The sequence below is a fragment of the Dyadobacter sp. genome, from assembly GCF_039919315.1.
Lineage (GTDB): Bacteria > Bacteroidota > Bacteroidia > Cytophagales > Spirosomataceae > Dyadobacter.
Genome location: NZ_JBDSFX010000072.1, coordinates 44,088 through 63,831, shown reverse-complemented (window position 1 = coordinate 63,831; position 19,744 = coordinate 44,088). Strand labels below are relative to the sequence as shown.

Here is a 19,744-nt window from a genome sequence, read left to right as displayed (position 1 = left end):
CTGGGTGTACCCACGTGACTATACGAGTTGCAAAAATCATTCCCGATTATGCAGTTTAAAGGGCTCTCATCACCTTTTTTACTTGCTAATGCGCTTCACCTTGCCTTAGTGTTTCACTGACGATCAGTTTTAATTCTTCCACCCATTTCTGGATCGTGATCATCGGATGAATGTATGGTTTTTCAAAATCCTCAGCAATAGAGGTTTTTCCCTGCGCTTTCACGAGATTGATTAGTTTTTCTACCATCAATTCTTCGGAGGAATCAAAAGAAGTAGCCTCGTTGGTATCAGCTATTTTCTCTAAAAATCTATACATCATTAAAAGTGACTCTCGGTCCATATTTGGGCAGTTTTAAGCGTTCAGAAAATACAGTTGTGGAAAATCTTCCCTGATCTGAGTTTCCCGACTTGGCATAATTTTATAGTAAATGGCCTTCTCAGGAACATTATTTAACTTACCAAGATCCATGCCGTTGATCATAAAAATGACAAATTGAAATGGCAATGGAAGGGATTTGAGTGTAAGCTTGGAGACCAGGAAGAAAATTGCCGATAAAAAATAGGATATGAATTTTAACAATTTGCAGCAATCACTGGGCGGGCGGACGCCGGGTATCAGGTTCAATGAGTTTGGAGAAGCCTCGGTCGTGGTATGGGCTCCTGAAACAGGGCAGGTCTATCTATTGAAAGTAGAAAATCAGCAAAAGATACCTCTGAAAAGTGAATGCTACGGCTACTGGACACTTACGACGGATCAATTGAAACCGGGAGATTTGTACCAGTTCGTCCTGAATGCTGCTGCTGCATTGCCTGATCCCGCGTCACTGTATCAGCCTCAGGGCGTGCACGGACCGTCGCAGGCATTTGATCCGAAAGATTTTAAATGGACGGACAAGCAATGGCAAAACCATGCATTGACAGAATACATTATTTATGAGCTGCATATAGGCACATTCACAGCAGAGGGCACGTTGGCGGCCGCGGAAACGAAACTGGATTACCTGGTGGAACTTGGCGTGACGGCCATTGAAATTATGCCGGTGTCGCAGTTTGCCGGCTCGCGGAATTGGGGTTATGATGGCGTGTTTCCCTACGCGGTTCAAGATTCTTACGGTGGGCCGGCTGGTTTGCAGCATCTGGTAAGTGCCTGCCACGAGAAAGGACTGGCAGTGATACTGGATGTGGTTTACAATCATTTGGGGCCTGAGGGGAATATTCTCGGACAGTACGGTCCTTATTTTACAGATAAATACCACACGCCCTGGGGCGACGCGCTGAATTTTGATGATGCGTGGAGTGATGGCGTACGGCAGTACTTCATCGAAAACGCGATCATGTGGTTTCGTGACTTTCATATCGATGGTTTGCGGATGGACGCCGTGCACGCGATAAAGGATTTTGGCCCGATACATTTGCTCACCGAAATCAGGGAGCGGGTTGATGAGCTGACCGCTCAGACCGGGAACACACATTACCTGATGGTAGAAATGGATCTGAATGATACCCGGTTTATCAATCCAGCCGAGCAGGGTGGCTACGGAATGGATGCGCAATGGATCGACGAATTTCACCATGCACTGAGAGTTTCATCGGGCCAGCAGCGAAGTGGCTATTATTCTGATTTTGAGCCCATTGCTTCACTGGCCAAATCCTACAAAGATGCTTACGTGTATGACGGGTTCTACTCCGAACATCGGAAAAGGAAGTTTGGAGTGAAGGCGGACGGTCGCCCCGGTGAGCAGTTTATCGTTTTTTCTCAAAACCATGACCATATCGGCAACCGGATGCTGGGCGAGCGTACGAGCCAACTGTTAAGTTTCGACATGCAGAAATTACTGGCCGGAGCGGTGCTGGTAAGCCCTTATCTGCCTTTACTTTTTATGGGAGAAGAATGGAGCGAGACAAATCCATTCCAGTACTTTGTGAGCCACACCGATCCTGAGTTGGCCGAAGCTGTGCGCAAGGGTAGGAAGAGAGAATTTGCAGCATTTCACCTGGATGGCGACGCGCCCGATCCGATGTCAGAAGAGGTATTTAATCAATCCAAATTGCAATGGTCGCTACACGAGAGTGGACTGCATCAGGTTATGTTTCAATACTATAAGGCATTGATCAGGCTGAGAAAGCAGCAGCCTGCGCTTCATAATACGGATAGGAATGGACTGGCGGTGGCGCATTCATTGGAAAAAGAAATGATCAGCATTCATCGGGTCTCGGAAGAGCAGCAGGTGATGGCCGTCCTTAATTTTTCAAGGTCAGTTCAGGAAGTTTCGTTACCGGCCGGGCATTCGGTCTGGCACAAATTAATGGCTTCGTCCGATCCGAAATGGAATGGTGAAGAGCAGTTGTCGGAGCAAATAAATTCCGGTGTGTTGACGGTCTGGCCGGAGTCGTTCACGCTGTATACCAACGTTATATATTCCTGATCTTTATCCTGATTTCCTGGGGAGCTACTTCATCCCCGCCAAAATAGGGTAGCAATTTGTATGCGATACCCACGCCGCCGGAGCAATGGCGTGGCATAACGGTTTCGATACCTTGATAGGTGAAAACGTATGAATTGTCCCGTGCTTCGATTTTGAAACTGGTCGTTTCATTGAGCTCGGCTGTGCCCAGTTCCTTATCCTGGCGTTGCCCGTTCACATAGGTATAGGCGTAAATGCGCAGCGCACCTTCGCGCCAGTTCCAGCCAAAGCGCGCACTGTTACTTTGATGCTGCGAGCTGCAGTCCGAAAATCCGTACAGCTTATTAATGTCATTCTGATTCTCAGGAATGGCCGATTTATAGACACAGCTGCTGTCAAACAAAGCCTGAAACTTGATCGAGCTGCCCGTAAATGGCGCGTTGAAATTGTTGTCAATCTCGTGGTTTCCAGCCTGGATCGTGTAAGTGATGAAGTCATCACCAAAGCTCGGGGAATTGCCGATCCAATCACAGGCGGTGAAATTGAGCAGTATGATGGCGGCGATAATGTATTTCTTCATGAGGGTGGCGGCCGTTGGGTAACCAAAAGGCATTACAGATTCGTATTCTGCTATTGAACGAGAAACGGGCTGAAAAATTGAAATAATAAGGTGAGATTAGTAATGGGCCAGCACATTATTACGCAGTAGGCGTGGGGCACATCAGCGGGAAAATTGCCAAGCTTGGTAGGTTGCTGGGCATTGAAACGGTGGTGGTTTGCTAAAATGAAGCCCGGACAATAAATCATCCGGGCTTTTTTTATAAGTCAGAAAAGAGCAAAAAAACCTACTGCTGTTGCTTCTGCTGTTTTCCTAGGCTGTGGTTTTCTTTTTCATTATTGGTAATGTGATCACCCTTCACCGTCTCTTCCTCTTTGTGTCTGCTATCAAGATTGTCTTTATTTTCCGGTCTTGGTCGGGAAGTCTGACTTTGTTGCTTTGTCCCCGAGTTTTGTGACTGTTGCATGACAAATTACCGTTGGTTATGTCCTGCATAGTCTAAATATTGTGCCAAACCTATGCTTGGGCAGCAGGAATTTCTCTGCGCGTACCTTCATAAAGCTCATATTCCAGCAAACGGCAGTCGATTTTACTGGTGTAGAATTCAATGCGGCGCTTTGCTTTCAGGCCGATTTTTTTGGCAAGATCGAGGTTTCCGGTAAAGACATATCCGTAATATCCTCTACACTTCTGTTTCATAAAGTCGCCAATCCGGGCGTAAGTCTCTTCCAATTCGACGATTTCACCGAGCCGGTCGCCATACTCAGGATTGATAAAAAATACGCCTTTGTTTTCCTGAGGAACTTCCGTGTCCGCAAAATCACAGACCTGGAATTCGATCATCTCCGCAACGCCAGCCGCGATCGCGTTTTTGCGTGCATTAGCAATTGCGACATTGCTGTAATCCGTTGCTAGTATTCGTAAACCGGGCACTTCAATGATCTGCGCTTCGAGCTTCTCCTGCTCAGCATAGAAAACCTCTTTATCATAACCGATCAAATGCATGAATGCATAATTGTCGCGGAAAAGGCCGGGACGGCTGTTTGTAGCGATGAGCGCAGCTTCAATCGCCAGGGTACCCGAGCCGCACATAGGATTAATGAATGTTGATTTTCTGTCCCAGCGGCTTGCCAGGATCGTCGCAGAGGCCAGTGCTTCCAGCATTGGGGCTCTTCCCGGAATTTTTCGGTAGCCGTGGCGTGCCAGTGAATCCCCCGAAGTATCAATGAAAATTTCAGCATTTTCATTTTTCCAAAACAAATGGATGACCGAACCTGTCAACTCCGGGCCAGTGGAAGGCCGCGTGCCTTTTTTGTCCCTGAAACGGTCGACAATCGCATCTTTGACCCGTAAATTGGCAAACATACTATTGTTGATCGTAGGATTCTGCACATTGCTAGTGACCGAAAAATAGCTCTCATCCGGGATAATATCTTCCCAGGGCATGGTACTCAGGTAACGGTACACATCGTCGGGGTGATGCGCCGTGAAATTGCCGATGCTGTATAAGACCTGGCTGGCGCAGTACAGGTTCAGGTTGAGCCGGATGCAGTCATTAATTGTTCCCTGCAACCTTAGCCCGGTTATAAATACCTCATCCACAACGAATCCCAGGTCTTTTACTTCCTGTTCCAGGTAGGACGCAAGGCGGTTGTGACAGGTAATGATGATCGTGGAGGACGTAGTGTAGAATGACATATCTGAATGTTAAGGTAATCGCAACAAATCGCAAACTTACCGGTTTACTTTCAGGTTATGAATGTACTTCGTTGATTAATTCATGATTCATCCGCGCGCCCGCCATTGTTCCGCCCGCCATTGCCATGGATAATCCTCTGAACATCGTTGTGTTGTCACCCGCCGCGTAGATACCCGCAACATTGGTTTTCTGCGCTTCGTCCACCTGAATGTGTCCATGCTCTGTAAGGTTGCAACCCATTTTTTCCGGGATGGGGCAATGTTGTTCAAATGGCAACCTGGCGTACAATGCAGTCAGTTCGACCTGCGATTGATCTTCAAAAATCAAAGCTTTGATATAACCGTTGTGGTGGTCAAGTTCACGAATTTTCTTTTCATTAATCTGAATGTTTAGCGAAAGGATCTTCTCGTGAACTGCTGCATCAAATGTGGCCGGACCGTTGGTGAAAATAGTCAGGTGATTGGTCCAGTGTTGAATGAATTTACCAAAATCCAGTGCCATATCTCCATTGATCAGTATGCCGGTATTTTGACCACGGTACTCATAGCCATGGCAGTAAGGACAATGCACGACGCTAATTCCCCAGGATTCGGCAATACCCGGAATTGGCGGCATCAGATCTTTCACACCCGTTGCAAAAAGTATCTTTTTGGCCATGAAATGCCTTTCCCCAACAGTTGAAACAATGAAATGATGGTCTTCGCCGGTGACAGATACTGCCAGATCGTCGAGCCAGATTACGGTCGGGTAGGCCAGGACCTGCTTTCTGGCTTCTGCGGAGATTTCCGCCGGGGATTTGCCGTCGTGCGTGATGAGGTTGTGCGCATGCGGTGTCTGCCTGTTGCAAGGTTTTCCGCTATCAATGATCAAAACATTCCGCAACGCCCGACCCAATGTCATCGCCGCAGAAAGTCCGGCATAACTGCCGCCAATGATCACTACATCAAAGTTTTTGTACTCGCTCATTGTTAAAAGTGTTTTTTTTTTGTCTCAAATGTGAGACATGGGTGGATAAATTTTTTTCAGATCCCTATACCGCGGCTAAAAGAGAACCAGGCGAATTTTTTTACCTCCTGCTGATTCTGAGTCTGGTTCAACGAGGTAATGCAGGCGGCCACGATGCCATTATAGAGATTTTGAATCCAGTCAGCGGATAGTTCTGCGCTGATCATCCCCGTGGTTTGCAACAATTTCAAATGGGAGGTCCAGAGTTGAAAAGTCTGCTCAAATTTGACACAATCCTTATTGCTGGTTTCGTGGGCGTGATCATGCAGCTGGTGCAGCTTGTGCAGGAAAGTATGCCTGGTGCCGCATTGTATACCTGCGTAAAACATATTTTCAAGCTGAATAACAGGATCTTCGGAGCTGTTATATGCCTGGTTCATGGCCAGTGCGCAAGACCTGCGGATTTCCTTTTCGCATCGCTGCATCAATTCTTTCCGGTCCTTGAAATACCTGTGCAATGTGCGTCGGGTCGTTTCTGCCTTTTCCGCAACTTTCTCCAATGGGGCCGATAAGTCCTCATTGAAAATCAAAATAGCCGCTTCGATAATGCTTTGCTCCGTATCCTTCATAAAACAAAGGTATAGGAATGTCTCACATTTGTGACATTTCTATACCTTTTTAATTTTGGAATAATATTGAACTACTGAAAATCAGAAGGTTTATAACGTAGCCATACCGCCGTCGATGATCAATTCGGTTCCCAATATGAAGCTGGAATCGTCGGATGCGAAGAAAACGGCGGCTTTGGCGATCTCTTCGGATGTACCAAAGCGACCGACGGGAATCTGACTCAAAATGCCTTCGCCCATTTGTTTTAGCTGGTCTTCGGTAATGCCAAATTTGGCGGTACTATGAAGTGGGGTAACGACCGGACCAGGGCTGATCGCATTCACACGGATCTTTCTGGAAAGTAATTCAGCGGAAAGGTTTTTAGCGAGGGAAAGCAATGCGGCTTTCGTGGCTGCGTAAATACTCGCGCCGGGCATACCGACGTGCGCATTAATGGAGGTGTTCAGGATAATAGAGCCGCCATCGTTGATCAATGGAAGCAGGGCTTGAATGGTAAAATAGGCGCCTTTGAAATTAATGTCGAAACTCTCTTCATAAAATTCCTCACTTACCTGATCAACCGATGAAAATTTGGCGATACCTGCATTGATAAAAAGTAAATCTATCTTTTCAGCATGTGCCTTTACCTCTTCCTGTAACTGTTGAATGTCAGCAAACTTGCTTGTATCTGACACAATTCCGTAAGCTTTTTCACCCAGCGCCGCGGTCGCTGCACCGATCGATTGGGGGTTGCGGCCAGTGATAATGACGTTCGCGCCTTCATTAATAAATTCACTTGCTGTGGCAAAACCAATTCCACTGTTACCACCTGTAATGACTGCTACTTTATTTGCTAGACGATTCATGATCTGTTAGTTTTTGTTGTTTTGTAATGATCGATACAAAACTAAAACAATAATTTGTAATGATCACTATAAAACTCAAAATATTTTTTTAGAGACTTGAAACAACTATCTCCATCGCAGCGTGGAGGAGCTTTTTGTCGGAATTGGTCGCGGCGACTACGCGGACACCCATGAGGTTTGTAAACACGTAGGCAGCCAGTATTTCGGGGTTTTTGTCTGATGAAATTTCTCCATTAGCCTGCCCCTTTCTGATCAGGTTTTGCAGGATGCTCTGCACCTGTTTTTCATTGTCAGCAGCCACTGCCAGGATTTTTTCGTCCACATTAGCAAGTTCGGTGACCGTATTCACCATAAAGCAACCCTTTTTTTCAGGGTCATTCAATGTGTCTTCGACCAAGGTATTCAGCAGCAGCCTGATCGTTTCTTTCACGGGGATATCTTTTGTACTGACATCATTCATCCAGTCGTGCTGAGAGCGCAGGTAGGTTTGTAGTGCAGTCAAAAACAGCTTTTGCTTGTCGCCATAGGTGTCGTAAAGGCTGGGCGCATTGATTTCCATTGCTTTCACGAGGTCGGCCATGGAGGTACCGGCATATCCTTTTTTCCAAAAAACCTGCAATGCTTTCTGCAAGGTAGCCGCTTCGTCAAATTTCTTAGGTCGTGCCATAGGGCGTAAATTTTGTAATATTCATTACAAATAACAAACTTTGGTTGAAAAATGTGCCACGTCGTCTAACCATCTACCCACCATTCCTGACCGATTACTAAGAAAAACAAACAACTTACTGAACGGTTTTACCAATGACTCATTTAATTGTACAATTTGCGTGCGTTAAGTCTTTTTAACGCGTAAATGTACCCCGGTGGTTTTTCTGAGGCGGTTTCGAATTGGTTTCGTCGTTTTGCTGATGACAGCGAAGCAAAGTTGCCTCGCCCAGTTGCCGGATTTCAATGTACAGCTGCTCGATGAAAGCAATGGGATCCAGACCGCGGACATTTCCAGCCTGGTACGCGACAAGCAAGGGTTTCTATGGATGATGTCGTCGCGGCACTTGCAGCGGTTTGATGGCCAGAATGTAAAACGCATTGAAACAGAAGGTGAAGACCTTACCGATGTCGCTGCCGACACTTCCGGGACGATATGGACCGTGACGGAATCGGAGATCAAACGATATGTCAATGACTTAAAGGGATTTGAAAAAATAAGAATAGAAGGTCCTAAAATTGAGCCACTTAACAAGCTGTACAAACTGCATGTGACGGCCGACAACCAGGTTTGGGCGAATGCGGGGAAGGGGCTGTATCGTTACGATCCGGCGAAGAACAGCTTCGTTTTTTACCCGTTGCCGGGTCTCGGCAAACATTACTTTTACCGCCGTATTTTTAGCAAAAGAAACAGTCAGCTTTATCTGGGCGATGTGCACAGGGTTTTTTGTTACGAAACACAGAACCGGAAGGTGAGGAGCGTAGCGTTTGAGTCGGTAAAATCCCTGATACCGATTTCCGATGACATTGCCTGGGCAACAGACGGTCATTTACAAACCTTTGAGATTAATTTTGCGAATGGAAAGGTGAGCCGTATCCATGGAAAAGACGAGCAACACCCGTCGGTATTCCCTGCTGCGAGCCTGATCAGTGTGATCCCGTTCAAGGCCAACACTTACCTCGTTAATACAACCAAAGGTTGCTATCTGTTTGATAGTGAGACGGGTGTCTTCAAAAAGGCGCTGATTAATGACTCGGGCAAACAGCTGCCCAATGACGAAAACTATGCAGATTTCTACGATAAGGACGGTACTCAATGGATCCTTTGTCAGGAAGGAATTATGTTTTTCAGGCCGCTTGAACATAACATTGGCTGGCTGAGAGGGTTTTCGCATACAGATAAAGGATGGAGCAACATTGTCCGGGCGATTACCGAGGATAATAAAGGGAATATCTGGCTTGGCACCGCTTCGGGGCTATCGCGAATGAACCTTGCCAGCGGGCAAATGAAATCTATTCATCCCGATCAAGCCACGAGCCGGCTGTTTCCATTGGGAGCGATTCGCGGGCTGGTTTTCGATGGTCAAAACCTGATCATTGGCCCTGAAAACGGCAGGCTGCTGATCTTTGATCCCGAGCGCGAGACATTCAGGGATGTGCAATATCCGGCCGGGGAAGCGGGGAAAAGTCTCAGAACGAAACTGGATAATGAACTGATCGCCACGATCTATACTTTAAAATCCGGGGATTTTCTGGTAGTAGGGGAAATGACTTGCTACCTGTTGGAAAAAGGTACTTACCGGATCAGTGAAAGGAAGTTCAAAGGTGCTGAAAACAACATTCAGGCTGTGACTGAGGAGGAAAAAGGCAACTTCTGGATGGGCTCGTATCAAGGTCTAATGTATGTCGACAGGCATTTCAGGACGCGTTTTCAGGATAATCAATTTTCGCCGGGTAATTTGGTCAGTTCGGTATTGATACGCAATGATTCAACGATTTGGTGTGGTTCGGTAGGTTTGTTTGAAGTAATAAGAAGTAAAGGTAGCCTCAAAAGAAAACTCATTTTTCCGGAATTGCGTAACCAGCGGATCTCTGTTTTACATCAGGATAAAAGCGGCAGGATCTGGATTGGCGCCGACGACGGACTGTACCATTTGAATGTCAAAGGAAACAAGCTGGAATGGTTTGATATTTGGGATAATATTCAGAATAAACGATTGAATTCCAATAGTTTGCTCGAATCTAAAAGCGGCTATGTTTTCATCGGGGGTTTTAATGGATTGAATTATTTTGACCCGGAAAAAATTGAATCGCGTGAGGAAAAACTGAACGTCAGCATTACCGCGGTCAGGATCAATCAGGACGACTCCTTGTTCATGCTCCAACAGCAACCACTGCAACTGACCTGGAAGCAGAATTCCTTTGAATTTCAATTCGTTACGGCATATTTCCGGAATCCGCAGAAGTTAATTTACAGATACCGGCTCGTGGGACTGGATAGCGGCTGGACATTGAATGGTCGCAATAACCGGGTGCGGTTTTCGTCACTTCCGCCCGGCGAATATACCTTCACGGTAGCGGCCAGCCTGGACGGCGTCACCTGGTATGAAACACCCAGGCCTTTCGCTTTTGAGATTATGCGGCCTTTTTGGAAGCAGTTGTGGTTCATTGTTTTGTTTGTAGCTGCAACGGGCGTACTGAGTTACTGGCTGATTAAAAGAAGAGTGACGGCGATCCGCAGGCAAACGGCACTGCGCGAACAGTTTGCTGAGATGGAAATGAAAGCATTACGGGCGCAGATGAACCCGCATTTTATTTTCAATTGCCTGAATTCCATCAACAGGTACATTGTGAAGAGCGACAATGCGACCGCATCACTTTACCTCACCCGGTTTTCGAAGCTGATCCGGCTGATACTAGACAATTCAAATAGCAAAAAAGTGCTGTTATCCAATGAGTTGGAAGCATTGAAGTTGTATATTGAAATGGAAAGGATCCGGTTTGATGAAAAGTTCGAGTACCACATTACATTGGGCGAGGAAGTTAATTCTGATTCGATAGAGGTGCCTTCCCTGATCATTCAACCCTATGTTGAGAATGCGATCTGGCACGGTTTGCTGCATAAGGAAACCAGTGGGAGCCTGTGGGTACAAGTGAATATGCGGGATGATAATGTGCTGGAATGTGTGGTGGAGGATGATGGTATCGGTCGTGAAAAAGCGCGGGATTTTAGAAGTAAGTCGGCGACTAGCAAGAAGTCCCTGGGGATGAAACTCACTGAGGACCGCATTGCGATACTGAACCAATATGCGCAGACCAATGCCAGCGTGGAGATCATTGATCTGGTTAATGAGGCTAACGGGGCCGCCGGGACGCGGGTTGTCATTAAAATTCCGGTATAGCAGGCCATTTGTTTCATTTTGATTAAATAAACTACTTTTAAGAGCTTTGAGATGATAAAATGTATCATTATTGATGACGAAAAAAACTGCATTGAAATGCTCGAATGGTTGTTGAAAACCTATGCGCCGTCGGTTTCAATAGTCGCGATGTGCAATTCAGCCGAGAAGGGTATCGAGGAAATCAAAAAGCACCGGCCGGACGTCGTCTTTCTGGACATTGAAATGCCACGGATGAACGGATTCGATATGCTGGAAAAGTTTGACAAGCTTTTCTTCGATGTGGTATTCACGACAGCTTACGATAAATTTGCAATTAAAGCATTCAAATACAGTGCATTGAATTACCTTTTGAAGCCCATCGATCCCGACGACCTGAAAGAGACCATTCGCAGGATAGAGGAAAAAGGAAGCGCACCCTCCAAGGAACAGATCGACCTGCTTTTTGAAAGTGTGAGACAGATGAAGCCTACACCCCAACGCATTGCACTCACCACCGGCGATGGCATGATCTTCGTCACTACCCAGGACATTATATACTGCGAAGCGGAGAGCAATTATACCAGCGTGGTGCTCTCAGGCGGCAAAAGGATCGTCGTTTCCAAAGTGCTCAAAGACATTGACGAGGCACTGAGCGGTCCGGATTTTTTCAGGGTACACAATTCTTTTCTGATCAATCTCAACAGGATCAAGAAATTCGTTCGGGGCGAAGGCGGGTATATTGTTATGGACAATGATTCTACGATCACCATTTCTCGTTCCCGCAGACAGGAATTCATGGATATGTTCGCGAGATTTTAAATTTTCCTCATTCTGCTCAATAAAAACGCAGGCTACTCAATAGTCTGAAAGAAGATCTTGTGCCCGATATAATTTTGATACGGCAAAACAGAAAGCTTAGCTTCTGAAACCAATATGTTGTAACAATCTTACTATAAACAAGGCCATGAAAAATCTTTTTAAAAATGCACGTCTGGGCAGTTTGTGCCTACTTATCGCAGCTACGCTGGTTTTTTCCTGCAAAAAGGACAATGAACCCGTACCACAGGGCAACCTGATTTTTTACACCAATTATGATCAGGCCAAGTACGACCGTATCGAGGTGATCGTCGATGGGAATGTGCTGGGCACCATTTCGCAGTCCATTACCACACGTCCCGAATGTAATGCTGCTGGCTCGCCATCGGTGGTCAGTCTGAATTTACCTGTCGGAACGTATGCGGTATCGGGTAAGCGTTACAAAGGCAATGAGATGGTGGGAAACTGGAAGGCAAGCTCGGCTACGGTAACGGTCGGGGATTGCAAAAGAATCCGGTTTGTGGACTGACTGCCAGTCCGCCGATAAGCAAACAGTTCCGTGACATTGTCGCGGAACTGTTTCATTTTAGAACCCTGTACTATTTTGCCGCTGCTCACACTGCGACGGCCATTTTACTTGCCATATATTTTTGGGCCTCTTCGGCATCGTCGAGCCATGGAAAAAGGCTTGGCGGATGATTGAAACCATTCACAAAATCGGAAGCGATCTCAGTATTTTGGGTCGCGGCACCCAGCAATTCCACCACGTGTGGCTGAGGTGGCGATAAAAATATGTCACAGAAGCGGTTGACGTGTTTGGAATATTCCCAAAAGTCGTCGAAGGTTTTGTTCATCCATTCCACATCAAATGGCTTATTACCGCGCTCAATGATGGATTTGGCGTAAGAATTGGCCATTTTAGTTGCATTATTTCCACCCTGGCCCACGATCGGGTCGTTCAGGATCACGGTATCGCCTATACCCAGCACCGCAGCCGAGGAATTCAGCTGAACGACTGGTTTGCGGACTAGCGGGGCAAATGCTCCTTTCAAAAATGCGTCATCACGAATGATCTCAGCATTGGCAAATGCCTCATAGCGCCACGGTAGCAATGTGCTGATCATTTCTTTGGCGCGGTGGAGATGTTCGGTACCGGATTTAATGTCTTCGAAAACATCCATAGGCCCACCCGGCACACTTTCTATCAGCAGAAAAGCACATTGAATGTCGTCTTTTTGATAAAATGGCGCGGTAATGATCTCACCGGCGCCCATTACGGCATCGAGCGTGATGGATGTGAATTTGGTTTTTCCCGGGTCGTCAAAATTGTTGATGTGCAGCTGCAAAAGTTTCCGGGCCGGTGTCTCGCGGGTTGATTTGCTATCATCCCGTGTGAAAAGTTTGGCCAGAGGCCCTTTTCCGGACGAAACGACCACGAGATCAAACTGCTCCGTGCAGGCCAGCAGGTCCGAAGGCGTCGTGTCGCTTACTACAAACTTGCCGCCGTTCTTTTCGAACAACTTGATCCATTGATAAAATTTGAGCCTTTGATCGATGGAAACACCTGGCTTGCGGGTTTTTGAATTGATACTAAATGCATGATTACCATCGGGTGTGCCGAAATTGATATTGAAACCGGTTGAATGACAGGCAGTATCATGCCAAAGATCGAGGCCGAGCTCCTTTTCGAGCTGTAATGTATCATTGAACAAATAAGTAGCACCGGTAGGAGGGCCATTAAAAATCTCGCCGGCCGACCGTTCCGAAATAATGGTTACGTCGTAACCGCTTTTAAGAAGCCTGATGGCCAGATGCAAGCCCGACTGACCTGCGCCCATGATTGCTATTTTTCTCATCTGAGTTAGATTTTGATGTCCTTTTTGATCGGTACAAATGTATGAAGGCATTGAAAGTGAAGACAGTAGTGAATCATTAAAAAGTATAAAAAATTATTAAAATCCGAATGGCAATGTTTTGCCTGACATTCGCCGGTGTTACTTTTACCATAGGCATAAAACCATTACCTGCTTATGATCATAGTTCCGGGTTACGAAATCAGTCGCGAGATTTTTACAGGGCCGAATAAAGTGCTGGCGAAGGCAGTCAGGACGGTCGATTCGGCCATTGTGATCTTGAAGATTGTCAGTTTTTCCAGTAGCGATGAGGCGGCTTTTAAGGAGACGGAGCATGAGTTTAGCGTCGGTAGTGACGTTTGTTTTGGGTATGTTTTGGAATATCTTCAAAAGATCAGGTTTGAAAACCATCTGATCATCGAGTTCGCGGATTTTGAAGGAATTGTGTTGAGTACCTACCTTGAAATGGAGAAATTATCGGTGGGTGAAAAGCTTGATCTCGCTTTTTCGCTGATCAGGGTGCTGGAAGAAATACATTATACTGGTCTGGTTCACAGTGACATTCGCCCGGAACATTTTCTGATCAACCCGGTTACAAGAGAAATAAAACTGACAGACCTGAGCCTCGCATTTTGGGCAAATGATAAAAGCAAACCAGGATACGCGGATTATAACAGCCGAAGGGTACTGCATTACATTTCTCCCGAGCAAACCGGCAGAATGGATATTGGCGAAGATTACCGGTCGGACTATTATGCCCTGGGCGTGTTGTTTTACAGGATTTGTACCGGCCAGCTGCCATTTGATCACAACGATGCCAATGAACTGGTACACGCTCACATGGCCAGGCAGCCCATTCCGCCGATTGACCTGGACAGTGAAATTCCGCTGATGGTTTCTGAATTGATTCAAAAACTACTCGAAAAGAAACCCGATTCCAGGTACCAGACTACCCGGGGCATCCGGCAGGATTTACGGGCTTGCCGGGATTTTTGTACGACTCAAAAGGATGATTCTTTTCAGGCTGGGAAAAACGATACACCCGGGCGCTTCGAAATTCCTGCACGGCTTTATGGGCGAAAGGAAGAAGCAGCATTCATATTGGAAGCATACGAGCGGGTGAGCGTCCAAAATGAAATTGTCCTCGTTTATGGCAATTCGGGTATCGGGAAATCGTCGCTGGCCGCGGAAGTACAGCACAGGCTCTCGTGCATGGGCGCATTGTTCGTGACCGGGAAATTTGATCAATTTGTCGAAAATATACCTTTTGAAGCAGTTATTAAGGCGTTTTCTGAATTGATCGGTAAAATTTCAAATGGAGATAAGGAAGAATTGATCAAGTGGAAAAAAGACATTTTACAAGCTGTCGGAACTTATGGGCAGATCATTATTGAGGTGATCCCACAGCTGGAACTGATCATCGGACGCCAGCCTGAGGTGCAAATACTGGCTCCTGCTGAGTCGCAGACCCGGTTTGTGCATGTTTTCTCGAATTTCATCAATGTATTTACCAAAGAAGAGCATCCGTTGGTGATTTTTCTGGATGACTTGCAATGGGCGGATGCATCCAGTCTGCGGTTTTTAGGTCGGGTGCTGAGGTCCGTCGGTGGCAAGTACTTGCTGTTAATGGGTTCTTACCGCGATAATGAGCTGCACAAAACCCACCCGCTGGCCGTGACCATTCAGCAAATGGAAGAAGCAGGCATTAACTTCCGGCAGGTAGGCCTTTTACCACTCAGTACCGAAGAAGTAGCCGAGCTGATCGCAGATACTTTTTCGTGCCCGCTCCGTGCGTCAACATTGCTCGCCGAACCGATTTTCAGCAAGACACTGGGAAATCCTTTTTTTATAGGCGAAACACTGCGGTCATTATACACCGACAAGCTGATTTACTTCGACGGAGATAATAACCGGTGGTCCTGGGATTTGCAATCTGTGGCCGATTACGCAGATTCCGGCTCGTCGCAGGACTTACTCACGGGCAAAATAAACCGGCTGCCGGCCCACACGAAGCAGGCACTGGTATGCGCTGCCTGCATTGGAAAGGAATTCAACATTGAGATCCTGTCGGCACTGAATGATAAAACGCCGCAGGAGACGATAGAGGACTTGCGCCAGGCTATTACGGAAAACCTGGTGCTGGTTTCGGTGGATAAAATGGCTGCAACTCAGGAAAAATTGTTCTCAAAATCGCGGTACGCCTTCGTACATGATCAGGTGCAGCAGGCAGCTTATGCATTGATGGGCGAGGAGCAAAAGAGGTCATTGCACCTGGATATCGGCTATTTTATGCTGGAAAGGCTGTCAAGCACCCAGGTGGACAACCGGTTGTTCGAAATCGTGAACCACCTCAATGCAGGCCACGATCAGACCCGGCAATCAGATGAAAAGTTCCGGATCGCAGCGCTGAACTTATCCGCCGGAAAAAAAGCAAAGGTTTCGACAGCCTATTCGGTATCATTGGAATATTTCAAAACCGGGCTGCGGCTGGTGGACGAAACAGACTGGCAAAGCCATCCGGATTTACTGCAATCTCTGCATACAGAATGTGCGGAAAGCCAGTACCTTACCGGTAACCTGCCCGCCTGCCAGCAGTTGGTGCAAACACTGCTCGATCATGCCCGCTCCCGGGAAGAAAAGATCAATGCGCACCAGTTGCACATTCAGTCAATGATTTTTCACAAAAAGAGTGACGAAGCCATTCAGCTTTCGCTTTTTGTTCTGGCTGAATCGGGCATCCGGTTTCCGGCCAAACCGCAAACCTGGCATGTGCTGGGTTCGTACATTCAAACCAAATGGCTCCTAAGGGGTAAGCAAATTGAGGACCTGGGCAATCTTCCGGCCATGCAAGATCCTGAAATATTGGCGGCAATGCGCATTTTGCAGAATATCACGGCAATCGCTTTTGTGAGGATACCTATTCTCTATCCGCTGATGGTATTGAAAATGCTGACGCTTTCGCTGAAATACGGCAATGCACCCGAATCCGCCCTGACCTACATTACTTACGGGGCGATCGTGAATGCGATAGAGATCAAAAACCAGGCCTGCTATCGCTATGGGAAGGTGGGGTTGAAGCTGCTCGATCACATTGATAGTATGGCGATCCGGGAGCGCTCCAATCTCGTTTTCAACATTGTAAGCAGGCCTTCCGGCGAGCATATTAGCAATTCACTCGAAGCATTGAAGCGATCATTTATGGTCGGTATCGAGTTGGGCGACATTGAATATTGTACTTATGCATCCAGCAGTTACAGTTTTTTTCTTTTGCTCTCGGGTAAAAACCTGAATTGGGTGAAAGACGAGATGATCCGTTTCAATCATCTTCCCAGGCCTATTTCGATCGATAACAGATCGAATGAAAATGAGCCGCTGATCCAGATCGTATCCAACATTCTGGGTGAAAATGAAGATCCTGTGCTGTTGACTGGTGCCTATTTTGAGGAAGGTGCGGCATTTTCAAAAATCATGGGCCTGAGCGACCAGACGAGGATTTTTGCCTGTTTTTTATACAAAATGATCCTATGCTATCTCACCGGCGAGTACGAGAAAGGGTATGAAAATACGGGCCACGCACTCAACAACATGGCGAATGTAAAAGGCCTGCTATTCCAGCCGCTGTTTTGTTACTATCATTCATTGCTGGGCTTTGCCATGGCCAGAAAGTATCCATCCAAAGGCTTGTACCAGAAGGCGGGGATGAAATACAAGCAGAAACTAAAAAAATGGGCGGACCAGGTACCCGTTAATTTCATGCACCGGTACTATCTGTTGGAAGCGGAAGCCCTGCGTAATGCCGAAATGACGGAAACGGCATTAGCGTTTTACGACAAAGCTATCTCCATGGCCCGGGACAATCATTACAGCCAGGATGAGGCGCTCGCGAATGAACTTTGTGGAGACTACTGGCTGGAAAAAGGCCAGGAGCGACTCGGTCATGTCTACATTCAAAGCGCATTGGAGGCATATAAGAAATGGGGTGGGGTGATCAAGGTGAAACAGCTGAAAGCAAAGCACGGAGAGCTTGCAACTGCACCTGCGGAGTTTTCAGAAAACGGCCGTGTGACCGGAGTACCCGGCCAGAACATTGCCTCCACACTCGACATTGCCACTTTAATGAAGGCATCGACTGCTATTTCAAGCGAAGTGGTATTTGCCCGGCTCATGGAAAAACTGATGCAGTTTGCAATCGAAAATGCGGGTGCGCAGGACGGATTTTTTATTCTTGACTGGGGCGGAAAGCTTTGTATTGAAGCGTGGCAATCGGTATCGGACAGTAAAAGCGAGATCCGGCAGCTTCCGCTGGCTGGCTCGGGCCTGATCCCGGAAACCATTATCGAGCACGTGTTCCGGACTAAATCGGATGTGATCCTGCATGATGCAAAGGCCGACGAGCAGTTTAAAAACGACCCGTTGGTGGTACGCAATGATGTGAGATCGGTCATGTGCATTCCGGCGATGAACCAGGGGAAGCTGGTAGGAGTGCTTTATCTTGAAAATAACCTCACAACAGGCGCATTCACCCGGGAAAGAACAGAACTCTTAAAGCTACTTTCGGGACAAATCGCTGTTTCGATCGAAAATTCAATCTTATATGAAAACCTGGAACAAAAAGTAGCTATCCGGACGACTGAGATTCAGGTACAGAAGGAAGAAATTGAGAGGCAAAAGCTGCTGGTGGAAGAGAAATCCAAATTCAAGGAGCAATTTTTTGCCAATATGAGCCATGAGATCCGTACTCCGATGACGGCCATTATCGGGATGTCGGAACTGATATTTGACACACCGCTCAGCCCGAAACAACTCGAATATGCCAAAGGAATAAGGTATTCGTCCGAAAACCTGCTGGCGATCATTAACGATATTCTCGACTATTCGAAAATAGAGGCGGGCAAATTTTCATTTGTTCAAAAACCCTTCCATATCCGTGACAGAATGAACCGCCTGGGTTACATTCTCAAAGTAATCGCGGAAGAAAAAGGCATTGCGCTCGACATCGCGGTGGTGGACGATGTAAGCGGGCAACTGATCGGCGACCCATTGCGGCTGCACCAGATCCTGCTCAATCTGGCCAGTAATGCAGTCAAATTTACGGATCATGGCTCTGTGCAAATACATGTTTCGCGACTTTCGGGGGATCATGAAACCGAAGAACTTCTGTTTAAAGTGACTGATACGGGAATTGGTATCGCCGAGGAAAAGCTGCAATACATCTTTGAAACTTTTACCCGCATAGACGAAGATCTGAACAGCAAGCAGACGGGTACTGGCCTTGGCTTGTTTATCGCAAAAAGACTCGTGGAGGAACAGGGAGGCGAAATGAAGGTGACTAGTCAATTAAAAGCAGGAACCGAATTCAGTTTTAACTTGTCCTTTGAAATTTGCGAAACGGACGAGGATACGGACCGGGCTGGTGATGAGATTTTGCTGACCGGTGTCCGTATTTTACTGGTGGAGGACAACCTTTTCAACCAGGTAGTAGCGGAGGAGACTTTGAAGAAAATGATCCCGGATGTGCAGGTAACCATTGCCGATAACGGGCAGATCGCCGTGGAAAAATATGAAACGGGCACTTTTGACATCATTCTAATGGATGTGAAAATGCCGGTCATGGATGGCTACAAGGCTACGCAAGCTATACGCGCGACGGAAAAGGATGTGAGGATACCCATATTGGCGTTTACATCCAATGCAAACCCGGCCGAGGCTCAAAAATGCAGAGCCGCCGGCATGGACGACTACATTACCAAACCGATTGAAGCAAAAAGGCTCAAAGCGAAGATCAGGAAGCTTTTGGATCAGAAAATTCTTTTGACCAAAACGCTGTAAAACGAGTTTCGAAATCGGCCAGGAGACGATGAATGTCCGTTAGTTCACCATTATCGATCAGTGTTTCAATGTGTTTCATCTGGTCGGAGAAATCGTCGAGCCCCATGTAGCCAAATTGTGTTTTCAGACTGTGTACCGTGTTTGAAAGGTCTTCCCAGGCTTCATTGGCAAGTAGCGTTTTGATTTCTGCGAGTTGCTTTGGCGTTTGGTTACGGAATATCGTGACGAAGCTATTGACCAGTTTCTCATCGCCACCCATCAGTTTTTTCAGGAAGGAAAGATCCAGGGTCATGTGGT

Annotated in this window: 15 protein-coding genes; 5 read left to right on the top strand and 10 right to left on the bottom strand. The window is 46.8% G+C overall.

Annotation, left to right across the window (positions count from 1 at the left end; all coding sequences use genetic code 11):
- Positions 1-85: 85 nt before the first annotated feature.
- Positions 86-340, bottom strand: a complete 255-nt coding sequence (locus tag ABIO93_RS20005) for a hypothetical protein (RefSeq protein ID WP_348070888.1) — start codon at positions 338-340, stop codon at positions 86-88.
- A gap of 226 nt (positions 341-566) precedes the next feature.
- Here ABIO93_RS20005 and treZ point away from each other — a divergent pair, with 226 nt between their 5' ends.
- Entirely contained in the window at positions 567-2,426 is a 1,860-nt protein-coding gene (gene treZ, locus ABIO93_RS20000; protein ID WP_348070886.1) for a malto-oligosyltrehalose trehalohydrolase, read from the top strand.
- Here treZ and ABIO93_RS19995 read toward each other — a convergent pair.
- The 7 genes from ABIO93_RS19995 to ABIO93_RS19965 form a co-directional block, all read right to left on the bottom strand.
- Positions 2,413-2,985 carry a hypothetical protein gene (locus tag ABIO93_RS19995; protein WP_348070884.1) on the bottom strand — a complete coding sequence of 191 codons (573 nt, stop codon included), beginning with the start codon at positions 2,983-2,985 and terminating at the stop codon, positions 2,413-2,415. The two genes, treZ and ABIO93_RS19995, sit on opposite strands and share 14 nt — an antisense overlap.
- Positions 2,986-3,250: 265 nt before the next feature.
- Complete coding sequence (locus tag ABIO93_RS19990; protein ID WP_348070882.1) at positions 3,251-3,430, bottom strand: hypothetical protein; 180 nt, start codon at positions 3,428-3,430, stop codon at positions 3,251-3,253.
- Positions 3,431-3,480: 50 nt separating this feature from the next.
- Positions 3,481-4,662 carry a class I SAM-dependent RNA methyltransferase gene (locus ABIO93_RS19985; protein WP_348070880.1) on the bottom strand — a complete coding sequence of 394 codons (1,182 nt, stop codon included), beginning with the start codon at positions 4,660-4,662 and terminating at the stop codon, positions 3,481-3,483.
- 55 nt (positions 4,663-4,717) lie between these two features.
- Positions 4,718-5,629: an NAD(P)/FAD-dependent oxidoreductase gene (locus tag ABIO93_RS19980; protein ID WP_348070878.1), complete on the bottom strand. Its 912-nt coding sequence runs from the start codon at positions 5,627-5,629 to the stop codon at positions 4,718-4,720.
- Positions 5,630-5,685: 56 nt separating this feature from the next.
- The gene (locus tag ABIO93_RS19975; protein ID WP_348070876.1) at positions 5,686-6,237 is read right to left on the bottom strand and encodes a hypothetical protein; all 552 of its coding nucleotides are present in this window, start codon (positions 6,235-6,237) and stop codon (positions 5,686-5,688) included.
- Positions 6,238-6,327: 90 nt separating this feature from the next.
- Positions 6,328-7,083: an SDR family oxidoreductase gene (locus ABIO93_RS19970; protein WP_348070874.1), complete on the bottom strand. Its 756-nt coding sequence runs from the start codon at positions 7,081-7,083 to the stop codon at positions 6,328-6,330.
- An 88-nt stretch (positions 7,084-7,171) separates the two neighbouring features.
- A complete protein-coding gene (locus ABIO93_RS19965) occupies positions 7,172-7,750 on the bottom strand; it encodes a TetR/AcrR family transcriptional regulator (RefSeq protein ID WP_348070872.1) in 579 nt (192 codons plus the stop codon).
- A 241-nt stretch (positions 7,751-7,991) separates the two neighbouring features.
- On the opposite strand from ABIO93_RS19965, the gene ABIO93_RS19960 reads away from it, so the two are divergent.
- The 3 genes from ABIO93_RS19960 to ABIO93_RS19950 all read left to right on the top strand — a co-directional run bounded on the left by ABIO93_RS19960 (position 7,992) and on the right by ABIO93_RS19950 (position 12,294).
- Positions 7,992-10,970, top strand: coding sequence for a histidine kinase (locus ABIO93_RS19960; protein ID WP_348070870.1), 2,979 nt, complete (start codon positions 7,992-7,994; stop codon positions 10,968-10,970).
- 51 nt (positions 10,971-11,021) lie between these two features.
- A complete protein-coding gene (locus ABIO93_RS19955) occupies positions 11,022-11,768 on the top strand; it encodes a LytTR family DNA-binding domain-containing protein (RefSeq protein WP_348070868.1) in 747 nt (248 codons plus the stop codon).
- A 145-nt stretch (positions 11,769-11,913) separates the two neighbouring features.
- A complete protein-coding gene (locus ABIO93_RS19950) occupies positions 11,914-12,294 on the top strand; it encodes a hypothetical protein (protein ID WP_348070866.1) in 381 nt (126 codons plus the stop codon).
- A gap of 85 nt (positions 12,295-12,379) precedes the next feature.
- On the opposite strand, the gene ABIO93_RS19945 is transcribed toward ABIO93_RS19950, so the two are convergent.
- Positions 12,380-13,621 (bottom strand): styrene monooxygenase/indole monooxygenase family protein, encoded by a 1,242-nt coding sequence (locus tag ABIO93_RS19945; RefSeq protein WP_348070864.1) that lies wholly within the window; start codon positions 13,619-13,621, stop codon positions 12,380-12,382.
- A 174-nt stretch (positions 13,622-13,795) separates the two neighbouring features.
- On the opposite strand from ABIO93_RS19945, the gene ABIO93_RS19940 reads away from it, so the two are divergent.
- Positions 13,796-19,447, top strand: coding sequence for an AAA family ATPase (locus ABIO93_RS19940; protein WP_348070862.1), 5,652 nt, complete (start codon positions 13,796-13,798; stop codon positions 19,445-19,447).
- On the opposite strand, the gene ABIO93_RS19935 is transcribed toward ABIO93_RS19940, so the two are convergent.
- The gene (locus ABIO93_RS19935; RefSeq protein ID WP_348070860.1) at positions 19,401-19,739 is read right to left on the bottom strand and encodes an Hpt domain-containing protein; all 339 of its coding nucleotides are present in this window, start codon (positions 19,737-19,739) and stop codon (positions 19,401-19,403) included. The two genes, ABIO93_RS19940 and ABIO93_RS19935, sit on opposite strands and share 47 nt — an antisense overlap.
- Between the last annotated feature and the right edge of the window lie 5 nt (positions 19,740-19,744).

Coding starts and splice junctions, on each gene's coding strand:
- ABIO93_RS20005 (WP_348070888.1), bottom strand. CDS start 340: ATGGACCGAGAGTCACTTTTAATGATGTATAGATTTTTAGAGAAAATA.
- treZ (WP_348070886.1), top strand. CDS start 567: ATGAATTTTAACAATTTGCAGCAATCACTGGGCGGGCGGACGCCGGGT.
- ABIO93_RS19995 (WP_348070884.1), bottom strand. CDS start 2,985: ATGAAGAAATACATTATCGCCGCCATCATACTGCTCAATTTCACCGCC.
- ABIO93_RS19990 (WP_348070882.1), bottom strand. CDS start 3,430: ATGCAACAGTCACAAAACTCGGGGACAAAGCAACAAAGTCAGACTTCC.
- ABIO93_RS19985 (WP_348070880.1), bottom strand. CDS start 4,662: ATGTCATTCTACACTACGTCCTCCACGATCATCATTACCTGTCACAAC.
- ABIO93_RS19980 (WP_348070878.1), bottom strand. CDS start 5,629: ATGAGCGAGTACAAAAACTTTGATGTAGTGATCATTGGCGGCAGTTAT.
- ABIO93_RS19975 (WP_348070876.1), bottom strand. CDS start 6,237: ATGAAGGATACGGAGCAAAGCATTATCGAAGCGGCTATTTTGATTTTC.
- ABIO93_RS19970 (WP_348070874.1), bottom strand. CDS start 7,083: ATGAATCGTCTAGCAAATAAAGTAGCAGTCATTACAGGTGGTAACAGT.
- ABIO93_RS19965 (WP_348070872.1), bottom strand. CDS start 7,750: ATGGCACGACCTAAGAAATTTGACGAAGCGGCTACCTTGCAGAAAGCA.
- ABIO93_RS19960 (WP_348070870.1), top strand. CDS start 7,992: ATGACAGCGAAGCAAAGTTGCCTCGCCCAGTTGCCGGATTTCAATGTA.
- ABIO93_RS19955 (WP_348070868.1), top strand. CDS start 11,022: ATGATAAAATGTATCATTATTGATGACGAAAAAAACTGCATTGAAATG.
- ABIO93_RS19950 (WP_348070866.1), top strand. CDS start 11,914: ATGAAAAATCTTTTTAAAAATGCACGTCTGGGCAGTTTGTGCCTACTT.
- ABIO93_RS19945 (WP_348070864.1), bottom strand. CDS start 13,621: ATGAGAAAAATAGCAATCATGGGCGCAGGTCAGTCGGGCTTGCATCTG.
- ABIO93_RS19940 (WP_348070862.1), top strand. CDS start 13,796: ATGATCATAGTTCCGGGTTACGAAATCAGTCGCGAGATTTTTACAGGG.
- ABIO93_RS19935 (WP_348070860.1), bottom strand. CDS start 19,739: ATGACCCTGGATCTTTCCTTCCTGAAAAAACTGATGGGTGGCGATGAG.